Source organism: Streptomyces niveiscabiei, from assembly GCF_001419795.1.
In the GTDB taxonomy this organism is placed as follows: domain Bacteria; phylum Actinomycetota; class Actinomycetes; order Streptomycetales; family Streptomycetaceae; genus Streptomyces; species Streptomyces niveiscabiei.
In genome coordinates this window covers 1-16776 of the sequence record NZ_LIRL01000031.1, presented here as the reverse complement: position 1 = coordinate 16776, position 16776 = coordinate 1, and the positions used below count along the sequence as shown (strand labels likewise).

Here is a 16776-nt window from a genome sequence, read left to right as displayed (position 1 = left end):
ACCAGCACCCCGCCTACTGGTCCCGGTACGCCTCCAGCAGCCGCAACCACACCTCACTGACCGTCGGATAGGCCGGCACCGCATGCCACAGCCGGTCCACCGGCACGCGCCCGGCGATGGCGACCGTGGCCGAGTGGATCAGCTCCCCCACGCCGGGGCCCACGAAGGTCACCCCCCTGACGATCTCCTCCTCCAGGTCCACGACCATCCGCGCCCGCCCCCGGTAACCCTCGGCGTACAGGCCGGCCCCCGCCACCGACGAGAGCTCCACGTCCACCGCGCGGACCCGGTGCCCGGCGGACTCCGCCTCGGCCAGGGTCAGGCCCGCCGAGGCCGCCTCCGGGTCCGTGAAGACGACCTGCGGGACGGCGTGATGGTCGGCGACCGCCTTGTGCGCGGGGCCCAGGGGGTCGCCCGCCGCCCTGGCCGTGATCGCCGCGCCCGCGATACGGGCCTGGTACTTGCCCTGGTGGGTGAGGAGGGCCCGGTGGTTGGCGTCGCCCACCGCGTAGAGCCAGTCCACGCCGGTCACCTGGAGCGTGTCGTCCACCTCCAGCCACGTACCCGGCGTCAGGCCCACCGTCTCCAGGCCCAGGTCGTCCGTACGCGGCGCGCGGCCCGTCGCGAAGAGGATCTCGTCCGCCTCGATCACGTCCCCGCTGTCCAGCGCGACCCGTACCGCGCCGGACGCCTCCCGCCGCACCGACTCGACGTTCACCCCCGTACGGATCTCCGCCCCCGCCTCCGTGAGCGCCTCCGCGACCAGCTCGCCCGCGAACGGCTCCATCCTCGGCAGCAGCCCCCCGCTCCCCCGCACCAGCACCGTCACCCGCGACCCCAGCGCCTGATAAGCGGTGGCCATCTCGACCGCGACCACTCCCCCGCCGACGACGACCAGCCGCCCCGGCACACTCTGCGAACTCGTCGCCTCACGACTGGTCCACGGCCGCACCTCCGCAAGCCCCTCCAGCCCCGGCAGAGCGGCCCGCGACCCCGTCGCGACGACCACGGCATGCCGAGCCGTCAGGACCTTGTCACCGACCCGCACGGTCCGCTCACCGGCAAGACGCCCATGCCCCCGGTACAGCTCCGCCCCGATCCCCTCGACCCACCCGACCTGCCCGTCGTCCTTCCAGTGCGACGTGAAGGAGTCGCGGTTGGCAAGGACGGCGGGCACGTCGAGAGGCCCGGCGACGGCAGCACGCAGCCCCGGCACCCGGCGCGCGTCCGCACGGGCGATGACCGGCCGCAGCAGCGCTTTGCTCGGCATGCAGGCCCAGTAGGAGCACTCGCCCCCGACGAGTTCACTCTCGACGATCGCGGTGGCCAGCCCCGCCGCCCGCGTCCGATCAGCAACGTTCTCACCGACCGGCCCGGCGCCGATGACGATCACGTCGTAAGTAAGGGTTTCCGATTCACTCATGGGCCCAGTCTGGTGGGTGGCGTACAACAGAGCCACAGGGGTCCCGAGCCGACCCCTCACACCCGGAACAGAGGGGAAGGGCGATCACGGTGAGCGGACTGCGGGAGATGGCGGCGCCGTTCGTGGTGCCCGGTCCCACTGGTGTCACGGTGCGTACCCGTCTCGAGCACCTGACGCCGGAGGACGAGAAGGTTCTGGGACTGGTGGGGGCGTATCTGGGCGGGCTCGCCTCCCTGGATCTCAAGGCACGCTGTGCTGACGGTCCGGAGCATTCCGCCGAGCCGTGGGCGGACCGTAAGCGGGAGCTGACGCCGTTGTCGTCGTCCCGCTGGGCCGGAAGCATCACCAAGGCCACCCATGACCAGTGGGCGCTCGCCCGGCGCGGACAGGCCGCCCACGTCCAGTCCCTCGAAGCCGGCATCCGCACGATCAGGCACCGGCTGTCGCTGCCGATCGGAGAGAAAGGCACCAAACGCGCGCCGGGCGGTTACCGCTCGAAGAAGGAGTGGTTCCAGAAGTCCCGCCGCCTGCACGTCCTGCAAGACCGGCTCTCTGTCGTGCGCGCCGATCGTGAGGCCGGTGTCGTCCATGTCGTGCGGGGCGGCAGGCATCTGCTCACCACCCGCCACCACCTCGAAGAAGCCCACCTCACCGAGGCCCAGTGGCGCGAACGGTGGGAGGCCGGGCGCTGGTTCCTCCAGGCGGACGGTGAGTCCGGCAAGCGCCACGGCAACGAGACCATCCGCGTCACCCCGGACGGCGAGGTGAGCATCAAACTCCCCGCGCCCCTGACTGAGTACGCCAACTGCGGGCACGGCCGGTACGTCCTCACCGCGCGGGTGTCCTTTCCGTACCGGGGGACCGAGTGGGCCGACCGCGTCGAGGCGAACCGGGCCGTCGCCTACCGCATCCACCACGACACAGCACGAGGACGCTGGTATCTGACCGCTGCCTGGACCGTCCCCGTCACCCGGACCGTCCCTCTGGCCGCGGCTCTCGCCGAAGGGGTGATCGGTGTCGACACCAACGCCGACCACCTCGCCGCCTGGCACGGCCGCCGCAAGAAGTTCCGGCACCTCGTCTCCGGCATACCGACGGGGAGACTCCGTGCCCGACTGACCTCCATGGCGGACGCCACCGGCATCACCGTCATCGCCGTCGACCCCGCCTACACCTCGAAGTGGGGCGCCCAGCACTGGCAGAAACCCCTCACCACCAAGAACCGCAGGACGACCCGTCACGATGCCGCGAGCATCGCGATCGGGCGACGCGCCCAAGGGCACCCGATCCGGCGTCGGACGGCACCGCCCCGCGACGACCAGAGCGATCGTCACGGGCATCGGACCGTCCAGGCCCGACCGGAGACCACCGGGCGCGAGGAGCCCCGCCCCCGCGTTCCCGGACCACGCACACGATGCGTGCCGCCGGACGCGGCAAGTACGCGGGCGACCAGGGCACCCAACACCGTTCGGGATGCCCGCAACGGGGCAGGAGCAGACCCAAGGCCCGCTTCCGCCCTCGCTCAGGAGGAACGCGGTAGGGGCCCGGAATACCGATGTCCCGGGCCGTGTTTGCCGGGACGGATGCCCACGAGATCCCCACAGAAGAGGTTGGACACCATGAGCAGCACGGTCGAGCTCACCAAGGAGAACTTCGACAGGACGGTCACCGAGAACGAGTTCGTGCTGATCGACTTCTGGGCGGAGTGGTGCGGCCCGTGCCGCTCGTTCGCGCCGGTCTACGAGAAGGCGGCGGAGGCGAACCCGGACCTGGTGTTCGGGAAGATCGACACGGAGGCCCAGCCGGAGCTGGCGGCGGCGTTCGGGATCCAGTCGATCCCGACGCTGATGATCGTCCGTGACCAGGTCGCGGTGTTCGCGCAGCCGGGCGCGCTGCCCGAGGCGGCCCTGACGGACGTGATCGGGCAGGCGCGCAAGCTGGACATGGACGAGGTCCGCAAGTCGATCGCGGAGCAGCAGGACAAGCCCGCCGAGGGCTAGAACGGGTACTGCGCCGTATCCCCGCGTACGGTCGTCCACCGCACGTCGGTGAACGCGTCGAGGTTCGCCTCGCCCCCGAAGCGCGCCCCGTTCCCGGACGCGGCGACCCCTCCGAAGGGCGCGACGGCCTCGTCGTTCACGGTCTGGTCGTTGATGTGGACGATGCCGGTGGGGATGCGGGAGGCGAGGTCGAGGCCCCGGCCGACGTCGGGGGTGACGATGCCGAGGGAGAGGCCGTACGTGCTCGCGCGGGCGAGGGCGGCGGCCTCTTCGGCGGTGTCGAAGGGGCGTACGGGGGCGACGGGCCCGAAGACCTCCTCGGCGTAGGCGGGGGTGGCGTCGGTGACGTCGGCGAGGACGGTGGGCCGGTAGAAGCGCCCTTCGTGGGTGCCGCCGGCGGCGACCTTGGCCCCGGCGGAGACGCTCGCGGTGACCAGGCCGTGGACCTTGGCGAGCTGCCCGTCGTCGATGAGCGGCCCGAGGTGGACCTGTTCCCGGTGGGGGTCGCCGACGGCGAGGGAGTCGGCCTTGGCGGCGAGCCGGGCGACGTACTCGTCGTAGAGCGAGCGGTGGACGAGGTGGCGGCCGGTGGTCATGCAGATCTGGCCCTGGTGGAAGAAGGACCCCCAGGCGGCGGTGGAGATGACGGCGTCGAGGTCGGCGTCGTCGAGGACGATCAGCGCGGAGTTCCCGCCGAGTTCGAGGTGGACCCGCTTGAGGTGGCGCCCGGCGAGTTCGCCGACGGCGCGTCCGGCGCCGGTGGACCCGGTGAACGACAGGACGGGCACCCGGGGGTCGGCGACGAGCGCGGCCCCGGTCTCGGCGCCGCCCGGCAGCACGTGCAGCAGCCCGTCGGGGAGCCCCGCTTCGGCGAACACCGCCGCGAGGGCGTGTCCCCCGCAGACGGCGGTGCGCGGATCGGGCTTCAGCACGACGGCGTTGCCGAGCGCGAGCGCGGGCGCGACGGACCGGATGGAGAGGATCAGCGGCGCGTTGAAGGGCGCGATGACGCCGACGACGCCGGCGGGGACCCGGCGGGTGTAGGAGAGCCGGGGCTGTTCGCTGGGCAGGAGGTGCCCGGCGGGCCGGGAGGCGAGGGCGGCGGCCTCGTAGCACTCCTGGGCGGCGACGTGGAGTTCGAAGTCGGCCTTGCCGGGGACCGAACCGGACTCGCGGACGAGCCAGTCGCGCAGTTCGGGGGCGTGCTCGGCGAACAGGTCACCGGCCTTGCGCAGGACGGCGGCGCGCGCGAAGTGGGGTGCGGCGGCCCAGTCGCGCTGGGCGGCGTGCGCGGCCTCGGTGGCGGTGGCGACGTCCGAGGGTCCGGCGAGGGTGACGGTGGCGAGCCGTTCGCCGGTGGCGGCTTCGACGACGGGGTGTTCCCCGCCGGGGTGGGTCAGCCAGGTCGAGGGGTCGAGCAGCGGCATGTCGGCTCTCCGTTCGGCGGCTCTGTACAGCAGCTCTGTACGGCGGCGGGCCCAATTGGTTGAGCGCGCAACAGCTTAGCCACGTCGAACAGAATTACGAGGGCTCGTGACACACATTCACAGGATCGAATTCAGCTGGACTCCCGTGCCACCAAGGTGACTTGGATGGCGTCCGCGTACTCGGCCTCGGTGCCGGGCGCGTGCACCGCGCGGTCGACGAGGTCGGCGAGGGCGGGCCCGCCGGGCAGCCGGATGGCGACGGAGGTGAGGCGGGGCCGGGACAGCCGCGCGATCAGGAGGTCGTCGGCGCCGACGAGGGAGACGTCCTCGGGGACGCGGACTCCCGTGTCCTGGAGGGCGCGCAGCAGCGGAAGGGCGTACTCGTCGTTGTAGGCGAACACTCCGTCGAGCCCGAAGTCCGGCCAGCGGGCGGCGAGTTCGGCGGCGGACTCCTCGGTGTGGGCCATCCGCAGCTCGGTGACCCCGGCGTCGGTCCCGGCCAGCTCCGCGCGCACGCCGGTCAGCCGGGGCGTGGAGAACATGTCCATCCCGCGTTCGACGGGGACGACGACACCGATCCGGCGTCTGCCGCGCTCGTACAGGTGCCGGGCGGCGAGGCGGCCGACGTCGGTGTGGTCGAGGATCAGCGTGTGGGCGCCCGGGACGTGCCCGGCGGCGAGGGCGACGACGGCCTTGGCCCCGGCGCGTTTCAGGACGGCGACGCCCTCCGCGCTGATGCCGGTGCCCGGCACCAGGACGGCGACCGGCCGCAGTTCGGCCCAGGCGCGCACGGCCTCCTGTCCGCGCAGCCCGCTGGCGCCGTACTGGACGACGGTGTAGCCGAGGTGGCTGAGCGACTGCTGGAGGTCGTGCACGAACTGGCTGTAGAGGGGGCCCGCGGCGACGGTCGGCGAGGGCATCAGCACCATGCGGCTGTGTCCGGCGCGCAGACTGCGGGCGGCGGCGTGCGGGACGTACCCCAGTTCGCGGGCGGCGTCGTGGACGCGGCGGCGGGTGGGTTCGCTGATCCGGACCGCGCTGGTGTTGTTCAGGACGTAGGAGACGGTCGCCCGGGAGACTCCGGCGAGGCGGGCGACATCGGCGCTGGTGGGCACGGGCCGCGGCGCGGGCGGCACGGGCGTTCTGGGTATCTGCACCATGACGTACGGCATCTTGGCAGACCCGGCGCGCGCGGCGGCCGGAGGGGGGCAAGGGGAATTCCGGACGACGTCTTTCCGGCCGGTCGGGACCCCCTGTGACCAGGGTCTCAGGGGTGTGACGAGACCTTCGTCACACAGTGTTTCCACAGGCTCGGGCGACACCCGCCTCAGGAGTCGCAGGGGGTGCGCGTCACCCGGTCCACCAGGTCGCTCCAGCCCGCTTCGAGCCGTTCCACGGGCTCGCCGCACTGGCGGACCATGTGGTGCACGAACGGCGGGCTCAGGTACCCCAGGAGCGCGTGGGCCAGCAGGACGTGGTCGGCGTCCGGGACGCACTGGCGCAGCAGCAGCACGACGTGGCTGTGCAGGAAGCGGCCGGCGCCGATGGCGTACCGGCGTTCGGCGGGGGCCTCGGCGGCGATCTGGAGGTCGAGGTGGTCGAGGGTGGTGCGCAGCAGTTCGCGGCCGAAGGCGTGGAGCCGCTCGACGGGGGGCGCGCCGGGTCCGAGCGGCGGGGGACCTGACATGAACGCGGTCTGGAACTTGCGCGCGGAGTGGTCGAGGAGTGCGGTGAGGAGGCCGGTGCGGTCGCCGAAGCGGCGGAAGACGGTGCCCTTGCCGACGTTCGCCTCGACGGCGACGGCTTCCATCGTGACGCCGGCCGCGCCGTGCTCGGCGACGAGTCTGGCCGCGGCGTCGAGCAGGCGGGCGCGGTTGCGCGCGGCGTCCGCCCGCAGGCACGGCTCGGACTGCGGCTGTTCGAGCTGGAGGAGTTCGGGGCCGGCGGAGGAGTCGTCCGAAGGGCTCACGAAGGGGGGCAGAAGGGCGGACATGAACTCAGCGTAAAGCACCCGGAATGAAACTGGACCCCGGTCCGGTTAGGGTGGTAGAACCTTAAACGGACCTCGGTCCGGATCCCCGAACAGCTTCGTTCCGCACTTCTTGGGAGTACCCATGTCTGTCCGTATCCTGGCGCTCGTCGGCAGCCTCCGCGCCGGCTCGACCAACCGTCAGCTCGCCGAGGCCGCTGTCAAGATCGCTCCCGAGGGCGTCGAGGTCGTGCTGTTCGAGGGCCTCGCCGACGTGCCGTTCTACAACGAGGACATCGACGTCGAGGGCAATGTGCCGGCCGCCGCCGCGAAGCTGCGCGAGGTCGCCGGCTCCGCCGACGCCTTCCTGCTCTTCTCGCCCGAGTACAACGGCACGATCCCGGCCGTCCTGAAGAACGCCATCGACTGGCTGTCCCGCCCGTACGGCGCCGGCGCCTTCACCGGCAAGCCCGCCGCCGTGGTCGGCACCGCCTTCGGCCAGTTCGGCGGCGTCTGGGCGCAGGACGAGGCCCGCAAGGCCGTCGGCATCGCCGGCGGCAAGGTCCTGGAGGACGCCAAGCTCTCCATCCCCGGCTCGCTGACCCGCTTCGCCGAGACCCACCCGTCGGACGACGCCGAGGTCGTGGCCCAGCTGACCGAGGTCGTCAACACCCTGCACGGCCACGCGACGGAGCCCGCCGCCGCCTGACGCGCGCGTCAGCCGTACCAGCGGCCGGAGCCTTCCCGGCCCGCGCGTGGGGCCGGAGCTTTCCGGAAGAAGCTCCGGCCCCTTTCGCGTGCCCGCGCTCAGTCCAGTTCGGCGAGCCGGGGCGCGACCCGCCCCACGAACCCCTCGATCCACCCGGCCGGGTTCCCGGCCGTCGGCCCGAGGATCACCGTGTCGATGCCGAGCTTCCCGTACCCGGCGATGTCCGCGAGGAACGCCTCGGAGTCGCCCTCGCCCGCCGCGCCGCCCATGTACGTGATCGTCTTGGTGATCGCGTCGTAGTCCCGGCCCTCGGTCTCGCAGTGCCCGCGCAGCACCTCCAGCTTGTGGCGCACGGACTCCGGGGACGAGGCGAAGAGGTTGCAGGCGTCGCCGTACCGGGCCACCAGCCGCAGCGTCTTCTTCTCGCCCTCGCCGCCGATGAGGATCTCCGGGTGCGGGGCGCTGACCGGCGCGGGAACGCAGAGGGTCTCGGCGAGCCGGTAGTGCTGCCCCTCGAAGGGGCCGTTGTTCTCGGGGTCCCACATCTGGAGGGTGATCCTGAGCGTCTCCTCCAGCCGCTCGAACCGCTCGGCGACCGCCGGGTACGGCACGCCGAGGCCCGCGTGCTCGCGGTCGTACCAGGCCGCGCCGATCCCCAGCCAGGCCCGGCCGCCGGAGAGGACGTCGAGGGTGGTGACGATCTTCGCGAGGAGGCCGGGGTGGCGGTAGGTGACGCCGGTGACGAGCGCGCCGAGCCGGACCGTGGAGGTGTTCGCCGCGAGGTAGCCGAGCGTCGTGTACGCCTCCAGCATCGGGTCCTCGGCGCCGCCGTTGAACTCCATCTGGAAGTAGTGGTCCATCACCGACAGGCGGCTGACCCCGGCCGCTTCCGCCGCGGCTCCCGCTGCGGCCAGTTCGGCGCCGAGCGCGCCGCCGCCCCCGGGATGATTGAAACGATTGATGTGCACACCGACGTGCATGGCCCGTCTCCGCTCACCGGACGATCACTGATACGTCCGACGCTATGACTTCGAGCGCTCTCGAAGTCAAGGGAAGCCGTGGGAAGCTGCGGGAGAAGTGAGGGCAGCAAAAAGGCAAGGAGCCGAACGGCTTTCCTTGCCATGCTCAAGTTATAACGCATGGGGGGCCTTGCGGCAAGGCCCCCTCCGTCCCGCACAATCACCGACCTGACCTGTTCCACCTGCGTATCTGGGGGTTGTGGGAATGCGTGTGCTGTTGATGTCGTACGGGTCGCGCGGAGACGTCGAGCCGCTCGCCGCCGTCGCCGCGCGGCTGCGGGCGCGGGGCGCCGAGGTCCGGGTGTGCGTACCGCCGGACGAGGAGTTCGCGCGGCTGCTGGAAGCCGTCGGCGCTGAGGTCGTGCCGTTCGGGATGTCGGTGCGGGACCTGGTGTCGAGTGCCAGGCCGGACCCTTTCGCGACGGCGAAGGCGCTGGTCACCGAGCACTTCGAGACGGTCGGCCCGGCGGCCGAGGGCTGCGACGTGCTGCTCGCGACGGGGCTGCTGCCTGCCGGGGCGCGGTCGGTGGCCGAGCTGAACGGGATCCCGTACGTGTTCGCGCTGTTCCAGCCGACCTCGATCCCGTCCCCCGACTACCCGCCGCTGCCGCGTCCGGGCAAGCCGTTCCCGCCGGACGAGAAGGACAACATGGTCCTGTGGGGCCTGGACGGCGAGAAGGTCGACGCCCTGTACGGCGAGGCCCTGAACACCCACCGCGTCAAGCGCGGCCTGACACCCCTGACGAACGTCCGCGACCACGTCTTCACCGACCGCCCCTGGCTCGCCGCCGACGAGACGCTCGCCCCGACGGACCGCGCCGTCGTCCACACCGGCGCGTGGATCCTGCCCGACGGCCGCCCCCTGCCGGCCGACGTGACGGAGTTCCTGGCGGCCGGGGAGCCGCCCGTGTACGTCGGTTTCGGCAGCATGGCCCTGAAGGACGCGTCCGCCGAGGTCGCCCGCGCGGCCGTCGCCGCGGTGCGCGCCCAGGGCCGCCGGGTGCTGCTCGCGCGCGGCTGGGCCGAGCTGGCGCCGGTCGACGACGAGCCCGACTGCCATGTCGTCGGCGAGATCAACCACCAGGCCCTGTTCCGCCGGGTCGCGGCCGTCGTCCACCACGGGGGCGCCGGTACGACCACGACGTCCGCGCTCGCCGGGGTGCCGCAGGTCGTCGTCCCGCAGATCGTGGACCAGCCCTACTGGGGGTCCCGGGTCGCGGCGCTGGGCATCGGGGCCGCGCACGACGGTCCCGTACCGACGTACGAGACCCTGTCTGCGGCGCTCGGGATCGCGCTCGCGCCCGAGACTGCGGTGCGGGCGAAGGCCGTTGCCGAGACGGTGCGGGCGGACGGGGCGGACGTCGCCGCGAAGCTGCTGATCGATGTGGCGGGCTGAGCCACGGAACGTACGGAGTCATTGATGAACCCCCTCACCACCAGCGCCTTCGACCTGCCGGAGCGGCTGGCCGCGAAGGCCGACCCGGCGATGGTCGCCGAGGACGAGCGGCATTTCGCGGCCGTCGCCGAGAGCCTGAAGGCGTCGATCGCGGAGACCTCGCGGCTGCTGGACGCCGAGCTCAAGGCGCCCGGCGGGAGCGGGCAGGCCGCCATGGACCGGGACATCGAGGTGCACCGGCTCGGCGGGCGGCTGCGCACCCTGCGCCGGTTCGGGCTCGACCTGTGCCTCGGCCGGATGGTCACCGAGGAGGGGATCGTGTACGTCGGGCGGCTCGGGCTGACCGGCGAGGACGGGCGGCGGCTGCTGATCGACTGGCGCTCCCCCGCCGCCGAGCCGTTCTTCGCGGCGACCCACGCGAACCCGATGGGCCTGCTCTCACGGCGCCGCTACCGCTGGCACGGCGGGCGGGTCGGCGACTACTGGGACGAGGTGTTCACCCGCGACGGCCTCGAACAGGGCGTCGCGCTCGACGACCAGTCCGCGTTCGTCGCGAGCCTCGGCACCAACCGCTCCGAGCGGATGCGGGACGTCCTGGCGACGATCCAGGCCGACCAGGACGCGATCATCCGCGCCGGTTCGCGCGGCGCGCTCGTCGTGGACGGCGGCCCCGGCACCGGCAAGACCGTCGTCGCCCTGCACCGCACCGCGCACCTGCTGTACGCCGACCCGCGGCTCGGGCACCGGCGCGGCGGCGTCCTGTTCGTCGGCCCGCACCGGCCGTACCTGGACTACGTCTCCGACGTGCTGCCGAGCCTCGGCGAGGAGGGCGTGCAGACGTGCATCGTGCGCGACCTGGTCGCCGAGGGCGCGACGGCGAAGCCCGAGGGCGACCCGGAGGTGGCCCGCCTCAAGGAGTCGGCGCGGCTGGTGAAGGCCGTCGAGCGGGCGGTGCGGTTCTACGAGGAGCCGCCCGCCGAGGGCATGACCCTCGCCCTCGATCGCGTCCTGCTGCCGCTGACGGCCGCCGACTGGGCGGAGGCGTTCGACGCGCCCGAGCCCGGCACCCCGCACAACGAGGGCCGCGAGGAGGTGTGGGCGAAGCTCGTCGAGATCCTCTGGGACAAGTACGAGGGCGACCTCTCGCCCCAGCTGTTCCAGCGGATGCTGCGCCAGATCGAGCCGCTGACCTCGGCGCTGTCGCAGGCGTGGCCGCTGATCGAGGCGGCCGACCTGGTCGGCGACCTGTGGACGGTCCCGGCGTACCTGCGGCTGGCCGCGCCCTGGCTGGCCCCGGACGAGGTACGGCGCCTCCAGCGCGCGGACGCGCACGCGTGGACCGTGTCCGACCTGCCCTACCTCGACGCCGCCCGGCAGCGGCTCGGCGACCCGGGCGCGTCCCGGCGCAGGCGGCGTCAGGAGGCCGAGGCCGCCGCCGAGCGGGAATACCGGGCGCAGGTCACGGAGAACCTCCAGCGCGGCGACGACGACTGGGAGGGCATGCTGATGTCCATGCTCACCGGCCAGGACCTCCAGAACTCCCTGGCCACCCCGCAGGCGCCGGTCGTCGAACCCGACCTGCTCGCCGGTCCCTTCGCGCACATCGTCGTCGACGAGGCGCAGGAACTCACCGACGCCGAGTGGCAGATGCTGCTCCTGCGCTGCCCGTCCCGCAGCTTCACCATCGTCGGGGACCGGGCGCAGACGCGGCGCGGGTTCACCGAGTCGTGGCAGGAGCGTCTTGAGCGGGTCGGGTTCGACCGGGTCACCCTGTCCTCCCTGAGCGTCAACTACCGGACGCCGGAGGAGATCATGGCGGAGGCCGAGCCGGTGATCCGCGCGGTGCTGCCGGACGCGAACGTGCCGACGTCCGTGCGGAGTTCGGGCGTGCCGGTCTCCTACGGGGCGGTGCCGGAGCTGGAGTCGGTGGTCGGCGCGTGGCTCGCCGGGCACGACGAGGGGACGGCCTGCGTCATCGGGGCGCCCGCGTACGCCGGGGACGGCGGGCGGGTGCGGTCGCTGTCGCCGGAGCTGGTGAAGGGGCTGGAGTTCGACCTCGTCGTCCTCGTGGACCCCGAGCGGTTCGGCGCTGTCGACCACTACGTGGCGATGACGCGGGCCACCCGGCAGCTCGTCGTGCTCAGTTCGTGAGTTCCCGCCTCTTCGACGCGCGCAGGCTCGTGTACGTCGTCACCGCGAGGACCAGGACGATGAACCCGAGGGAGAAGGGGATGCTGATCTCGGGGACGTGCACGCCGGACTCGTGCAGCGCGTGCAGGAACAGCTTCACGCCGATGAAGCCGAGGATGATCGACAGGCCGTAGCTGAGGTGCACCAGCTTCTTCAGCAGGCCGCCGATCAGGAAGTACAGCTGGCGCAGGCCCATCAGCGCGAACGCGTTGGCGGTGAACACGATGTACGGGTCGTCGGTCAGGCCGTAGATCGCGGGGATGGAGTCGAGGGCGAACAGGATGTCCGTCGAGCCGATGGCGAGCATCACGACCAGCATCGGGGTCATGACCTTCTTGCCGTTCTGCTCGATCCAGAGCTTGGTGCCGTGGTAGCGGTCGGCGACGCCGAAGCGCTCCTCGACCATCTTCAGCATCTTGCTCTCCTCGTACTCCTCCTCCCCGTGCCCGCCCTTGCGGGCGTCCTGCACGAGCTTCCACGCGGTCCAGATCAGGAAGGCGCCGAAGATGTAGAACACCCACGAGAACGCGGAGATGATCGCCGCGCCGGCCGCGATGAAGCCGGCGCGCAGCACCAGCGCCACCAGGACGCCGACCATCAGCACCCGCTGCTGGTACTGCGGTGGCACCGCGAACTTGGACATGATCAGGACGAAGACGAAGAGGTTGTCGACGCTGAGGGACTTCTCCGTGATGTACCCGGCGAAGAACTCGCCCGCGGACTGGCCGCCGCCGTAGATCCAGACGCCCACGCCGAACAGGAGCGCGAGCGCCACCCAGACGATCGTCCAGGTCCCGGCCTCCTTCAGGGAGACCTCGTGCGGCTTTCTGCCGATGAAGAAGTCGACGGCGACCAGGACGCACAGGGCGGCCACGGTCACCAGCCAGACGGTCAGGGTGACGTTCACGGGTTCGGTACTCCTGTTTGGTAGTGGGGGGCTGTGGGGCTGTGGGGATTCGCCATGATCCTTCAACGGCCGGATTCTTTCCACTTCGATCCGGTGAACAGATCATCACGGAACGCGATCGGTCCAGCTCGGCGGGCTCCACCCGCCGGTCGGCGGGCAGCGTCCGCCGTACGGCGGTGGATCGCCGGGGCCCCTATGGCCGGAACATGGCTCCAGTCCACCCCACTTCAGGAGTAGCCATGACGACGATGTCACCGCCGCCCTTCGACCCCGAGCTGTCCGCAGCGCTGGAGATGATCAAGGACGTCATCGGGCCCACAATCACCATCGAGGACGTACGGGCGCTGCGCCGAGGGGAGCGGCCCGCGCTGATGGTCCCGACCGACCTCACCCTCGGCGGCGCGTTCACCGTCGAGGACCGGGTGGTGCCCGGCCCCGAGGGCGCCCCCTCGATCTCCCTCCTGATCTGTACGCCGACCACTCCCCCGCCGGCCCGGCCGCGCGCGGTGATCTACCACACCCACGGCGGCGGCATGGTCCTCGGCGACAACCGCACGGGCGTGGACGGGGTCCTGGAGTGGGCGCGGGAACTGGACCTGGTCGTGGTGTCGGTGGAGTACCGGCTGGCCCCCGAACACCCCCACCCGGCGCCGGTCGAGGACGTTCGCCGCGGCGGTGAGGCCGGCCGAGGCGGACGCGACGAGGAAGCTGAGGACAAGGGTGGCGGTGGAGACCGTGGCGACCCGGTCTGTGATCGTGGTGTCCGGCGCCGAGACGTAGTCCTGGGTGAAGGGGAACCGCCCCCCGCCGAGGGGGGTGAGAGCGGTGACGGCCGCGTCGACGCGGTCCTGACCGCCGGAGACCTTCGCGATCACGCCGTCGACACCGCCGAGCAGGCTGTCGAACTCGTCCTCGCTCGTGACGGTGACCGTCGCCTCGACACCCGCCCGGTCCAGCGCCGTACGCGCCTCGGCCGCGACCTTCCGGGCGTCGGCGGGGTTCTCGGCGGTGACGGCGACCTGGCCGTGGTGGGTGGGGCCGCCCATGTCGAGCGAGCTGATGGAGAAGAACCCGGCGACGAACCCGGCGAGGACCAGCCCGCTGACCGTACGCCACGCCCCGCGCGGATCGTCGCTGAGACGGCGCGCCGCCAGCAGGGTCGCCGGACGGACGGCGTACCGGCCCGCGATCCGCCCGAGCCGGTCCACGACCCACGGCCCGAACAGCCAGAACGCGCCGTAGAAGAGGAGCAGCAGGGCGATCAGCTCACGCGTCTTCAACTGGCCGCCACCCGTGGTCGACCAGATGTAGCCGAGGACCCCGACGAACAGCACGAGACGGATCGCGCGGGTACGGCGCGGGTTGGACTGCTGGGCGACACCCAGCGGGGACGTCGCGACCTGGCGCAGCATGGTGACCGCGCTCACGGTGATCAGCGCGGTCACCGCCAGCACGATGCCGGCGAACCACAACGGGCCCACCCACAGCTGGCCGGTGTACCAGGCGCCGATCCCGAACGGGAGCTGCGCGAGCACCGGCAGCAGGGCCGTGTACGCGAGGGCGCCCGTGAGCGCGCCGGCCGCGCCGATTCCGGCCGACTCGACGGCGGTCATGGCGAGGATCTGCCGGGGCGTCGCACCCGCGAGCCGCAGCGCGGCGAGCCGCTGTTCACGCCGGGCCGCGCCGAGCCGTCCGGCGGCCGAGGCGAGCACGACGACCGGCATCACGAGGAGGATCACGCCCAGCAGGACCGACGTGCGGTCGCCGCCGGTGAACACGCTGGCCTTCGTGCTGGTGAACCCGGAGACCAGCGCGCGCTCGGCGAGGTTCTCGTCGTAGTAGTTCTGGTTGCCCGCGGCCGGGGAGACCGCAGCGTCGCCGGGCGCGCGGCCGACCACGGCGACCAGGTCGTCCGGCGAGGCGAGACCGGCGGAGCCGATCGTGCCGGCGGACCTCACCCCGGGGAAGCGGTCGGCGAGTTGGCCCTTCGGCAGCTCGGCCAGGAGGTCGGCGAGGGCGGGGGAGACGTACATCTCGCCCTGCTTCGGGAAGCCGGTCAGACCGGGCGGCGCGGGCGTTGCCGCACGGTCCGGCAGCTGGGCGAGGTTCACGACGGTCACCGGGTCGTGGCGGACGTACGTCACCGTCGTGGCCTGCACCGCCGTCGCCTTCTGCGCCGCGACGGCGCGCGGGGTGCGCCAGGTCGTGTGGTCGGCGCGGGCGCCCGAGCCGAGGGCGGCGGCGACCATCACCAGCAGCAGGAACGAGCCGACGGCGGCGGCACCGGCCGCGAGAAGCTGCGACTGGAGGCCGCGGCGGCCCGAGGCCCTGGTGAGATGCCAGGTCAGAGGGAGGACGGAGGAACGCATGGGGGCTCCGGGGGCTGTGGATGGGGGAGAGGACTCGCCGCGGCGCGGACGGGGCTCAGCGGTCGAACTTCCAGGTCAGGCTCTTCGCGTCCGCCTTGGTCACCCGTACGGGTATCTGCACGGTCCCGCCGCCGCTCTTCTCGCCCGTGCACGTGAGGCTCGCTCCCACGACGGCCTTGAGGCCGGTCGGGCAGGTCACCCCGGTGAGCTTGTCGCCGACCCAGGGCAACGGGTGGAACTTGGACTCGGTGCGGCCCGCGACGATGTTCGGGGACAGCGCCCGCTGACCGTCCACCCGCACCACCGTGTAGTCGTCCAGCGGCGTCGTCGACTCGGTGTCCGCCATGAAGTAGGTGGCGACGCCGCCCAGCGTGGCGACGGCGGCCACACCGCCGAGGGCACCGACGAGGAATCTGCTGTGCTGCATCGACCGCTCCTGAAGTGCGTGGTGAGAAGGTGCCTCCAGCGTCGCCCCCGGCACCGGCCCCCCGCCTCGGCCGAATGGCCATTTCCCGCACCACCGGCCTCGGCCGTTCGGCCGATCCGGAAAGGCGGCGCGGCGCCGTACCGTGATCGGCATGAAGTCCGTCTCACCCCGCGAACTCCTCCGGGGCTTCGCCGTCGGCCTGCTGCTGTCGGCCTGTGCCGTCGACGTCCTGAGCGCAGGGTCCGACGGCACGAGCGTCCTGCCGACCGCGCTGCCCGTCCTGCCGACGCTGGCCGTCCTGCTCATCGGCCTGGCCGCCGTGCTGTGGCCGGCCGCGCGGCGCCCCGACTGGCTCACGCCGCAGGTCCGCACCGCCGTACCCGCTCTCGCCTCCGTCCTCTACTCCCTGGGCTCGCTGTTCGTCCTCGGCTCCAACTCCTTCGGCCCCGGCGAGGTCGCGATCCTGCTGTGCGTGCTGTTCCTCGCGGTGCGGCACAGTCCGCCGAGGTGGGCCGTCGGCTGCGGGGCCCTCGCGGTCGTGGCGATCCTGCTGCTCCCGTTGCGGAGCGTGGAGCCGGTCGTCATCGAGGAACTCGGGCTCCTGCTCGTCGTCCTCGTCCTCATCGGCCTGTTCATCGGGCTCGCCGCCTACCTGCGGGCCATGGACTACCGGCGCACCGTCGCCGTCGGCGAGACCCGGCGCGCCGAGCGCGTCGCCATCGCCGCCGACCTCCACGACTTCGTGGCGCATCACGTGACCGGCATCCTCGTCCAGACGCAGATGGCCCGCATGATGGCCACGACCCGGCGCGACGAACTCGACCCCGTGCTGGCCGGCATGGAGCGCGCCGCCACCGAGGCGCTCGCCTCGATGCGCCGCACCCTCGGTGTCCTGCGCGACAGCGACGACGAGGCCGACCGCCGCCCCGTCGGCGACCTC

Annotated in this window: 12 protein-coding genes and 3 pseudogenes; 7 read left to right on the top strand and 8 right to left on the bottom strand. The window is 72.3% G+C overall.

The window, feature by feature from the left end; all coding sequences use genetic code 11:
* Positions 1–13 precede the first annotated feature (13 nt).
* Positions 14–1423, bottom strand: a complete 1410-nt coding sequence (locus AOK24_RS02060; protein ID WP_055718335.1) for a dihydrolipoyl dehydrogenase family protein — start codon at positions 1421–1423, stop codon at positions 14–16.
* Positions 1424–1512: 89 nt separating this feature from the next.
* Here AOK24_RS02060 and AOK24_RS02055 point away from each other — a divergent pair.
* Together AOK24_RS02055 and trxA are read left to right on the top strand one after the other, a co-directional pair.
* Positions 1513–2907, top strand: a pseudogene (locus AOK24_RS02055) (IS200/IS605 family accessory protein TnpB-related protein); the annotation flags it as partial.
* A 99-nt stretch (positions 2908–3006) separates the two neighbouring features.
* Positions 3007–3423 carry a thioredoxin gene (gene trxA / locus AOK24_RS45300; protein ID WP_276206813.1) on the top strand — a complete coding sequence of 139 codons (417 nt, stop codon included), beginning with the start codon at positions 3007–3009 and terminating at the stop codon, positions 3421–3423.
* Here trxA and AOK24_RS02050 read toward each other — a convergent pair.
* The 3 genes from AOK24_RS02050 to AOK24_RS02040 all read right to left on the bottom strand — a co-directional run bounded on the left by AOK24_RS02050 (position 3420) and on the right by AOK24_RS02040 (position 6843).
* Complete coding sequence (locus tag AOK24_RS02050; protein WP_055718307.1) at positions 3420–4850, bottom strand: benzaldehyde dehydrogenase; 1431 nt, start codon at positions 4848–4850, stop codon at positions 3420–3422. The genes trxA and AOK24_RS02050 overlap by 4 nt on opposite strands.
* Before the next feature lie 131 nt (positions 4851–4981).
* Entirely contained in the window at positions 4982–6022 is a 1041-nt protein-coding gene (locus AOK24_RS02045) for a LacI family DNA-binding transcriptional regulator (protein WP_107103879.1), read from the bottom strand.
* A gap of 155 nt (positions 6023–6177) precedes the next feature.
* Positions 6178–6843 carry a TetR/AcrR family transcriptional regulator gene (locus AOK24_RS02040; RefSeq protein ID WP_055718306.1) on the bottom strand — a complete coding sequence of 222 codons (666 nt, stop codon included), beginning with the start codon at positions 6841–6843 and terminating at the stop codon, positions 6178–6180.
* Between the two features lie 121 nt (positions 6844–6964).
* Between AOK24_RS02040 and AOK24_RS02035 the strand changes: the two genes are divergently transcribed.
* Positions 6965–7528, top strand: coding sequence for an NAD(P)H-dependent oxidoreductase (locus tag AOK24_RS02035; protein ID WP_055718305.1), 564 nt, complete (start codon positions 6965–6967; stop codon positions 7526–7528).
* Positions 7529–7626: 98 nt separating this feature from the next.
* Here AOK24_RS02035 and AOK24_RS02030 read toward each other — a convergent pair whose 3' ends face one another.
* The gene (locus AOK24_RS02030; RefSeq protein WP_055718304.1) at positions 7627–8508 is read right to left on the bottom strand and encodes an LLM class F420-dependent oxidoreductase; all 882 of its coding nucleotides are present in this window, start codon (positions 8506–8508) and stop codon (positions 7627–7629) included.
* 244 nt (positions 8509–8752) lie between these two features.
* Between AOK24_RS02030 and AOK24_RS02025 the strand changes: the two genes are divergently transcribed.
* On the top strand, positions 8753–9943 hold the full coding sequence (locus AOK24_RS02025) for a glycosyltransferase (RefSeq protein ID WP_055718303.1): 1191 nt from the start codon (positions 8753–8755) through the stop codon (positions 9941–9943).
* Positions 9944–9967: 24 nt separating this feature from the next.
* Positions 9968–12094 (top strand): RNA polymerase recycling motor ATPase HelR, encoded by a 2127-nt coding sequence (helR, locus tag AOK24_RS02020; protein ID WP_055718302.1) that lies wholly within the window; start codon positions 9968–9970, stop codon positions 12092–12094.
* On the opposite strand, the gene AOK24_RS02015 is transcribed toward helR, so the two are convergent.
* Complete coding sequence (locus AOK24_RS02015) at positions 12084–13040, bottom strand: TerC family protein (protein ID WP_055718301.1); 957 nt, start codon at positions 13038–13040, stop codon at positions 12084–12086. The two genes, helR and AOK24_RS02015, sit on opposite strands and share 11 nt — an antisense overlap.
* Before the next feature lie 206 nt (positions 13041–13246).
* Between AOK24_RS02015 and AOK24_RS52455 the strand changes: the two are divergent.
* A pseudogene (locus AOK24_RS52455) lies at positions 13247–13648 on the top strand (alpha/beta hydrolase); the annotation flags it as partial.
* Between the two features lie 33 nt (positions 13649–13681).
* Here AOK24_RS52455 and AOK24_RS02010 read toward each other — a convergent pair.
* Positions 13682–15409 (bottom strand): annotated as a pseudogene (locus tag AOK24_RS02010) (FtsX-like permease family protein); the annotation flags it as partial.
* 55 nt (positions 15410–15464) lie between these two features.
* Positions 15465–15836, bottom strand: a complete 372-nt coding sequence (locus AOK24_RS02005) for a DUF4333 domain-containing protein (protein WP_055718300.1) — start codon at positions 15834–15836, stop codon at positions 15465–15467.
* A gap of 151 nt (positions 15837–15987) precedes the next feature.
* Between AOK24_RS02005 and AOK24_RS02000 the strand changes: the two genes are divergently transcribed.
* Positions 15988–16776 (top strand): histidine kinase dimerization/phosphoacceptor domain-containing protein (locus AOK24_RS02000; RefSeq protein ID WP_055718333.1); only part of this gene is annotated, 789 nt, incomplete at its 3' end.

Excerpts from the sequence above, each read along its gene's own strand:
- AOK24_RS02060 (WP_055718335.1), bottom strand. The coding sequence starts at position 1,423 with ATGAGTGAATCGGAAACCCTTACTTACGACGTGATCGTCATCGGCGCC.
- trxA (WP_276206813.1), top strand. The coding sequence starts at position 3,007 with ATGCCCACGAGATCCCCACAGAAGAGGTTGGACACCATGAGCAGCACG.
- AOK24_RS02050 (WP_055718307.1), bottom strand. The coding sequence starts at position 4,850 with ATGCCGCTGCTCGACCCCTCGACCTGGCTGACCCACCCCGGCGGGGAA.
- AOK24_RS02045 (WP_107103879.1), bottom strand. The coding sequence starts at position 6,022 with ATGCCGTACGTCATGGTGCAGATACCCAGAACGCCCGTGCCGCCCGCG.
- AOK24_RS02040 (WP_055718306.1), bottom strand. The coding sequence starts at position 6,843 with ATGTCCGCCCTTCTGCCCCCCTTCGTGAGCCCTTCGGACGACTCCTCC.
- AOK24_RS02035 (WP_055718305.1), top strand. The coding sequence starts at position 6,965 with ATGTCTGTCCGTATCCTGGCGCTCGTCGGCAGCCTCCGCGCCGGCTCG.
- AOK24_RS02030 (WP_055718304.1), bottom strand. The coding sequence starts at position 8,508 with ATGCACGTCGGTGTGCACATCAATCGTTTCAATCATCCCGGGGGCGGC.
- AOK24_RS02025 (WP_055718303.1), top strand. The coding sequence starts at position 8,753 with ATGCGTGTGCTGTTGATGTCGTACGGGTCGCGCGGAGACGTCGAGCCG.
- helR (WP_055718302.1), top strand. The coding sequence starts at position 9,968 with ATGAACCCCCTCACCACCAGCGCCTTCGACCTGCCGGAGCGGCTGGCC.
- AOK24_RS02005 (WP_055718300.1), bottom strand. The coding sequence starts at position 15,836 with ATGCAGCACAGCAGATTCCTCGTCGGTGCCCTCGGCGGTGTGGCCGCC.